This window comes from Williamwhitmania sp., assembly GCA_035529935.1.
GTDB lineage: Bacteria > Bacteroidota > Bacteroidia > Bacteroidales > Williamwhitmaniaceae > Williamwhitmania.
In genome coordinates, this window is the sequence record DATKVT010000179.1 from 1 (window position 1) to 7,123 (window position 7,123).

Genomic DNA, 7,123 nt, shown 5'->3' on the forward strand with positions numbered 1-7,123 from the left:
CCCTGCGTGCAAGGCAGGTGCTCTAGCCAGCTGAGCTAATTCCCCATGGTACGGAAGGTGGGACTCGAACCCACACGCCCTTGCGGGCACCAGATCCTAAGTCTGGCGCGTCTACCAATTCCGCCACATCCGCATTTGGTCTCGATGGAGAGACTCGAACTCTCACGTCCTTTCGGACACTAGATCCTTAGTCTAGCGCGTCTACCAATTCCGCCACATCGAGAAGAAACTAAAATCAATATGTGAATTCCTCATCACTCCAACCGTCGGACTGCTATTGAAATTAGTTTTGGTACACCCTGACGGATTCGAACCGCCGTTATACTATTCGCCTCTTGCTTGTAAGGCAAGCGCTCTTGACCAACTGAGCTAAGGGTGCTTGGCTAATATATTATCTATTATGGTCGAATTCGACCACTTTTGGTAATATATTATCTATTGTGATGGGTTTCTCACGCAAAAAGTACCAAATCCAAGGTTAATGCGTGAGAAACCCATCATTGTAGCCCGTGCGAGAATCGAACTCGCGTTACCAGGATGAAAACCTGGCGTCCTAACCACTAGACGAACGGGCCATTTGTGCCGTGCCATTTCACACCATCCCCTATGATCAATTACCATCAAGGAGCAGGAATCGAACCTGTCAAGAATTATTGGCCAATAATTGTACTGCCTAGGGGATTCGAACCCCTGAATCACTGGGAACCAGATTGAAGGTCTGGCCGCGTTGACCGCTTGCATAAGGCAGCATAAGGTAAATCTCAGGGGTCTCTAACCCTCACCAACCGACATGCGCGTCGGTCATGCTCTCACTAATATCGTCTTTTTACGTGATACTACGTATTATCACGGATTAAGGTGATACTTCGTATAGTAATCTCCAGGTCATGACTCCCTTTGATCCTAACTCAATTACACTATGAGATCTGCGGTCCCAATGGGATTCGAACCCACCTGTCCATTTCTGGTTCCGGAGTGACAGTCCGGCGGCCACGCCTAGCAGCCCCTGAGACCAATAACCCCAAAGGGGTATTGCAGTGATGACGGGACTCGAACCCGCGACCTCCGCCGTGACAGGGCGGCATTCTAACCAACTGAACTACCGAACCGGATTTTGAGAACTTTTCTAAACCGAAACGCGTGGAATGCCTTACCGATTTAGCGTTGCAAAGATAGCTACTGTTTTTATTTCTGCAATAGCTGCATCTAAAAAATTTAACAAACCTGATATTTATTACAAAAGAGAACAATCAATTATACTTTTCGAACAAACATGTAAAAAAGTCTAATTTGTGTGCGAAATGCAAAAAAACCATGCTATTTTTGCACCACAAAAAATTACTCATACTTACAAACTTGTTGTAAATTGGTTAGTTTCTAACTACTATTAATGCTGGTGACAATGATTAGAAGTAAATTATGGGTCCTCACTACGTCGTTCATTTTGGTGTCAATGGTTGTAACGCAGCAATCAGTGGCACAAGAACAAGCTAAGGACACATTAAAACTTTCCTTTGGCGAGGCCATATTGCAAATGCAATCGGCCAACCAACTTATTCAAGCTGCCGATCAGGAGGTTAAGCAAAAGCAATATGAAAAGCAGGCAGCATGGGGGCTCTATATGCCAAAGGTTGAAATTACGGGAGCCTATACCCTACTCAATGATGACATTGGTTTAGATTTAAAGGAAACAAAACAGAACCTGCAGTCTGGGATTACCGACTTCTTTTCAACAATTCCACCTTCGGCAATAGGAGTCTTGCCACAGCCTTGGCCAACAATCATGTCTCAAATGCCCACACAGCTTGCCGGTGCCTTAAGCGCAATTCCCGACAAGTACGTTATCCAGCAAAAGCAGTTTGGAATGATTGCTGCCGGAGCCACGCTACCTATTTATGCTGGAGGAAAAATTCGAACGGCCAACAAGGCAGCCGAGGTTAAAGTTAATCAGGCAAAGGAAAAGGCAAGCGAACAGTCTGCCTCCTTAATTACTGAACTCACAACACGCTACTTTGGTCTTTGCCTTGCCGAAGACGTAATTGCTGTAAGACAGGAGGTGCTAGAAGGTATGAACCAGCACGTTCAGCAAGCGGAGAGTTTGGTTAAGAATGGAATGATTGCCGATGCCGAAAAGCTGCATGCCCAAGTTTATCAGGCCGAAGCATACAGAGCCCTGCAGGGATCCCAACGCGATGCCGATGTGGTGAGAGCTGCACTTGAAAGTACACTTGGAGCAACGGGACCAGTTGTGACCTCCTCCCCACTATTTTTGCCAACAAGCATTCAGGACTTGGATTACTTTAAGAAGCAAGCCTTGCAAAATAACTCTAAGCTGCGACAAGTGGCGGTTAATAAGCAGCTTGCCGACCTTAACCTTAAAGGTGAACTGGCCAACTACCTTCCCACCATTGCCCTTACAGGTACTAAGGATCTCTACAACAAAGATGTGACGAATCTTGTACCAGATTGGTTTGTGGCTGTTGGCGTGAAATACACACTTTTTGATGGATTAGCACGAACACGAAAGGTCCAGGCTGCTAAAAGTATCCAAAGGAGGGTTGTTGATATCCAAGAAAAAGCAGAAAATGATGTTCAAGTATTGATAACCAACCTTTACAGCCAACTACTGAAAACTAACGAACAGTTAGTTTCCATTGAAACAAGCCTGAAATTTTCGGAAGAATACTTACGAGTTCGCGAAAAGTCGTTCGGCGAAGGATATGCCACCTCCCTAGATGTAGTAGATGCCCAGCTTAACCTTTCGAAGGTAAAAATAGACCGGCTCAACTTAATTTACACCTACGACATTACCCTTGCTCAGCTGCTTGAGGCCAGCGGATTAAGTCAACAAATTCAAACATATCAAACCAACGCAATTCAGGAGCGCTATGAAAAAAAATAAGAGAAACCTGCTCGTCATTGCCGGTATTGTGGCCGGGATAATCATACTTACCATTGCAGGATGGATTTTGCTCAAGCCAGTTCCTCTTATGGTTCAGGGTGAGGTGGATGCCACGGAAATTAAGGTGGCATCGAAAATACCCGGCCGTATAGCTGAAATTTTGGTGAAGGAGGGACAAGCCGTAAGAAAAGGGGATACGCTAATTATCATCAACAGCCCCGAAATTAGGGCCAAAATGGAGCAGGCTCGCGCTGCCCAAAAGGCCGCAGGAGCTCAACGCGATAAAGCCGATAAAGGAGCTCGTCCTCAGGAAGTAGAAGCAGCATTTAACATGTGGCAGAAGGCTAAAGCAGGCTCAGAACTTGCAAGTAAAACATACCAGCGAGTAAAAAATCTATACAACGATGGTGTAGTGCCGCTTCAAAAACTAGATGAGGCTGAGGCAAATATGAAAGCTTCAAAAACTACAGAAGAGGCAGCAAAAGAGCAGTATCAAATGGCCCAAGAGGGTGCTCGAAAAGAGGACAAAAGCGCTGCTACGGCCCTTTGGGAACAGGCCTCAGGCGTGGTATCGGAAGTGCAGGCATACTTGGATGCAACGGTTATTAAAGCTCCAGCAAATGGCGAGGTTGTAACCATTATTTCGGAAGATGGAGAGCTGGTGGGCACAGGATTCCCAATAATAACCCTCGTTGACTTATCGGATGAATGGGTAACCTTTAACCTCCGCGAAGACCTTATGCCTAAAGTTAAAATGGGGATGGAGATTTCAGCAATTGTTCCTGCCCTTGGAAACAAGGTGATACAAATTAAGGTGAACTATATTACTGCACTGGGCGAGTTTGCCACCTGGCATGCCACAAAAACCTCAGGCGATTTCGACCAAAAAACTTTTGAGGTTCGCGCAGTTCCCAACGAGAAGGTTGATGGTTTACGCCCAGGAATGAGCGTGCTGGTAAATTGGGATAAGCTACCTGTTCAGAACAAGTAGAAAATGGTGGACAACAGAATATTGCGGATTGCCCGGAGAGAGGTTAAGCGAATGGTTTCGCGCAGAATATACGTTTTTACAACCCTTATTTTGCCGCTTTTCACCTTCATTCTCTTCATTTCACTTTTTCACTCAGGGGTAGCACATAAACTCCCAGTTGCCTTAGTGGATAACGACAATTCTCAGTTGTCGCACAGGGTGGCAAGGATGATAGCAGCAACTCCTTCTGTCGATTTTGCCTACCGGGTCGAAAGCCTTGACGAAGCAGAGGTGCTAATTCAGAAATGGAAATGCTACGCCGCAGTTTATATTCCTGATGATTTTGAGAAAAACACCTTAAGAGGAGAAGCGCCAGGGGTTGTGCTATACTACAACAACATTAACCTTGCTGCCAGCAGCGCAATTTCGCGAGATGTTAGAACTGCAGTAGGAACCTTGAGTGGACAACTCAAGGTGGCAACCAAGATGCAAAAGGGCGAAATGCTCGATCAAGCAAAGGAAAGCTCATTTCCTGTTTCGGTTGACGCCCACGTTTTGTATAACCCGTATGTAAGTTACAACTACTTTATTACCACCTCCATGCTTCCCATAATGTTGCAAATGTTTGTGCTGCTTATGAGTATTTATGCCATTGGAGTGGAGCTTAAGGAACATACTGCCGGTGAGTGGTTGGAGGCGGCCGGAGGAAAAGCATGGATAGCAGTAACGGGTAAGCTTTTGCCCTATACCGTTATTTATACTGCCGTTGCATTGTTTATGAATATGCTAATTTTCAAGTATCTACAAGTACCACTCAAGGGTGGCATTGCTGTGCTAGTTGTTGTAACCATAATGTATGTATTAGCCTATCAAGCTGTGGGAATTCTTTTTATAAGCTTACGGGCAAACATGCGAGAGTCACTCAGCTTTGGTATGGCCTACTCTTCCCTTGCATTTTCCTTGTCTGGATTGGCATTTCCCATAATGGCAATGCCAATTGCTGGGCAAGTATTTGCATACCTCTTCCCTTACACCCACTACAACCGCCTGTTTATCGATCAGGCCATGAAAGGGATGCCGCTCTACTACTCGGCAACCAGCCTGTTAGCATTAGCGCTATTTATTGCGATACCAGCGTTGTCCATTTTTAGGCTTAAAAAGGCGATGCGAAACGAGAAAATGTGGGGAAAACTTTAAGAAACGATGAGAAGACTTCACAAAATATTAAAGGGTTTTGACCACCTAACGTTTTTTTTCAAGGAAGAATTCCGTAACATCTTTTCTGACCCAGGGGTAATCCTAATTTTTATTATTGCAGTCATTGTCTATCCAATTGTTTATGGCATAGTATATTCAGGAGAAGTTCTAAAAGAGGTTCCGATTGCCCTAGTCGACCAAAGTAGAAGCCCCGAAAGTCGCCAATTGGGTAGGATGATTGATGCCTCAGAATTTGTTAAGATAACGCTGGAGCCAAACAGTTTGGTAAGCGGAACAGATGCATTCTACTGTGGTGATGTCCACGGAGTAGTTGTAATACCGGAAGATTTTGCAAAAAACGTACTTTCAGGCAAGCAAGCTCATGTGCTAGTGTACTGCGATGCCACCTATTTTCTCTTCTACAAACAGGTGTTCAAGGGAACGTCGTACGCCATTGGAACCTACTCAGCAGGCATTGAAATAAGGAAAATGGAAGCAAGAGGAATTCCTCAAGAGGAGGCTCTAAAAATGCGAGATCCAGTTCCTGTTATTTCCAACGCGCTTTACAATCCTTCGGAAGGATACGCCAGTTACGTGATGTTGGGCGTTTTAGTGCTCGTGCTACAGCAGACCTTACTAATTGGAATTGGTATGCTTGGTGGAACAAATAGGGAGCGTAAACGCTTTCATTTTCTGCTTCCAGTGGGGCAAAAAAGAGGTGGCACAATTCCTATCGTACTTGGCAAGAGTGCGGCCTATCTAACCATATACATGGTTAATGCCATATATGTACTTGGGATAATTACGAAGATTTTCAACTATCCCCACCAGGGTGAATTCTTTAGCGTTGCGCTCTTCACCGTGCCATTGCTGTTGTCAGTGATTTTTTTAGCGATTGGACTCTCCTCCATATTTAAAAACAGGGAGCACTCCATGCTTGTGCTTGTATTTACCTCAATCCCATTCATCTTCTTTAGCGGTATTTCTTGGCCTTACGAGGCCATTCCGAACTGGATAAAAGTTATTGCACAGCTAATTCCAAGTACACCCGGCATTAGAGGGATCCTGAAAATGGACCTAATGGGAGCTCCATTTGCCGATGTTCTTGGCGATTGGCTCCATCTTTGGGCGTTAACTCTTGCCTACTTTGTATTTGCCTGCATAATGTTAAAACAGTACCTCAAGCGAAGAGCAAAAGAACTATTGGAGACCTAATTACCTGGGGGGAACAGATAAAACGTTGATAGGCCGAACCATTTTGGTAAGGCCTATCTTGTATAATAACCTATAATATAGGTGCAATAAATATCCGAAGTGTAGGCATTGAAGGAGCCCAATGCCCCACCAATGTTATTAGTAACGGAGTTACTAAGCGTATCCCTTTTTTAAGTTTCAGAGGAAGTTAGAAAAAGATTTTAGCGAAGAAATTTTTTTTCAATTAGAGCAAAAAACTCCTCCTTCACAGCATCAGAGATAGGTATGTATGTTTTGCCAAACACAATCCTACTTCGCTCTATGGTTACAATTTTATCGATGTTTACAATGAAAGATCGGTGAACTCGATAAAACTTTTCTTTAGGTAACTTCTCCTCCAAACTCTTTAAGCTGATCTGAGAAACTACAGGTTTGCTGCTACTAACCAAAAAAATCTGAACATAATCCTTTAAACCCTCAACATACTGAATATCTTCAAGATCTACTCGTACTAAACGATATTCGGACTTCACTAACAGTGATTTTGGCGTTTCCACCACCACTTGTTCGTTTCCCCGCTCCACCATGCTAAACCAGGTAAGTGCCTTATTTGCCGCCTTCAAGAATTCCTCGTAGTTGAATGGCTTTACAAGGTAATCGAGGGCATCAACGCGGAATCCCTCTAAGGCATACTGACCGTAGGCTGTAGTGAAAATAACCCGTGGCCCATTTTGTATGGCCCGAGAAAACTCAAGCCCGGTAAGTCCGGGCATTTGAATATCCAAAAATAGCAAGTCAACACTGTCGCGATTCATTACCTCCATGGCTTGAAATGGGGAGCTACAACGCCCCACCAACTC

5 protein-coding genes and 6 tRNA genes are annotated in these 7,123 nt (G+C 44.5%); 4 read left to right on the forward strand and 7 right to left on the reverse strand.

Annotated elements, in window-relative coordinates; all coding sequences use genetic code 11:
* Positions 1–46: 46 nt before the first annotated feature.
* The 6 genes from VMW01_13790 to VMW01_13815 form a co-directional block, all read right to left on the reverse strand.
* Positions 47–133, reverse strand: a tRNA-Leu gene (locus VMW01_13790).
* Positions 134–136: 3 nt separating this feature from the next.
* Positions 137–223 (reverse strand) — tRNA-Leu (locus tag VMW01_13795).
* 67 nt (positions 224–290) lie between these two features.
* A tRNA-Val gene (locus VMW01_13800) sits at positions 291–379 on the reverse strand.
* Between the two features lie 124 nt (positions 380–503).
* Positions 504–575: transfer RNA gene (locus VMW01_13805), tRNA-Glu, on the reverse strand.
* Positions 576–667: 92 nt separating this feature from the next.
* A tRNA-Glu gene (locus VMW01_13810) sits at positions 668–749 on the reverse strand.
* A 180-nt stretch (positions 750–929) separates the two neighbouring features.
* Positions 930–1,014, reverse strand: a tRNA-Asp gene (locus VMW01_13815).
* Between the two features lie 388 nt (positions 1,015–1,402).
* On the opposite strand from VMW01_13815, the gene VMW01_13820 reads away from it, so the two are divergent.
* Genes VMW01_13820 through VMW01_13835 form a run of 4 tightly spaced genes read left to right on the forward strand, consistent with a single transcriptional unit; the run spans position 1,403 to position 6,284 of the window.
* On the forward strand, positions 1,403–2,902 hold the full coding sequence (locus VMW01_13820; protein ID HUW07323.1) for a TolC family protein: 1,500 nt from the start codon (positions 1,403–1,405) through the stop codon (positions 2,900–2,902).
* Positions 2,889–3,893, forward strand: a complete 1,005-nt coding sequence (locus VMW01_13825; GenBank protein ID HUW07324.1) for an efflux RND transporter periplasmic adaptor subunit — start codon at positions 2,889–2,891, stop codon at positions 3,891–3,893. The genes VMW01_13820 and VMW01_13825 overlap by 14 nt, the downstream gene beginning before the upstream one ends.
* 3 nt (positions 3,894–3,896) lie before the next feature.
* Entirely contained in the window at positions 3,897–5,069 is a 1,173-nt protein-coding gene (locus VMW01_13830) for an ABC transporter permease (protein ID HUW07325.1), read from the forward strand.
* A 6-nt stretch (positions 5,070–5,075) separates the two neighbouring features.
* The gene (locus VMW01_13835) at positions 5,076–6,284 is read left to right on the forward strand and encodes an ABC transporter permease (protein ID HUW07326.1); all 1,209 of its coding nucleotides are present in this window, start codon (positions 5,076–5,078) and stop codon (positions 6,282–6,284) included.
* Between the two features lie 200 nt (positions 6,285–6,484).
* On the opposite strand, the gene VMW01_13840 is transcribed toward VMW01_13835, so the two are convergent.
* The coding region (locus tag VMW01_13840) for a LytTR family DNA-binding domain-containing protein (GenBank protein HUW07327.1) at positions 6,485–7,123 on the reverse strand (639 nt) is incomplete at its 5' end.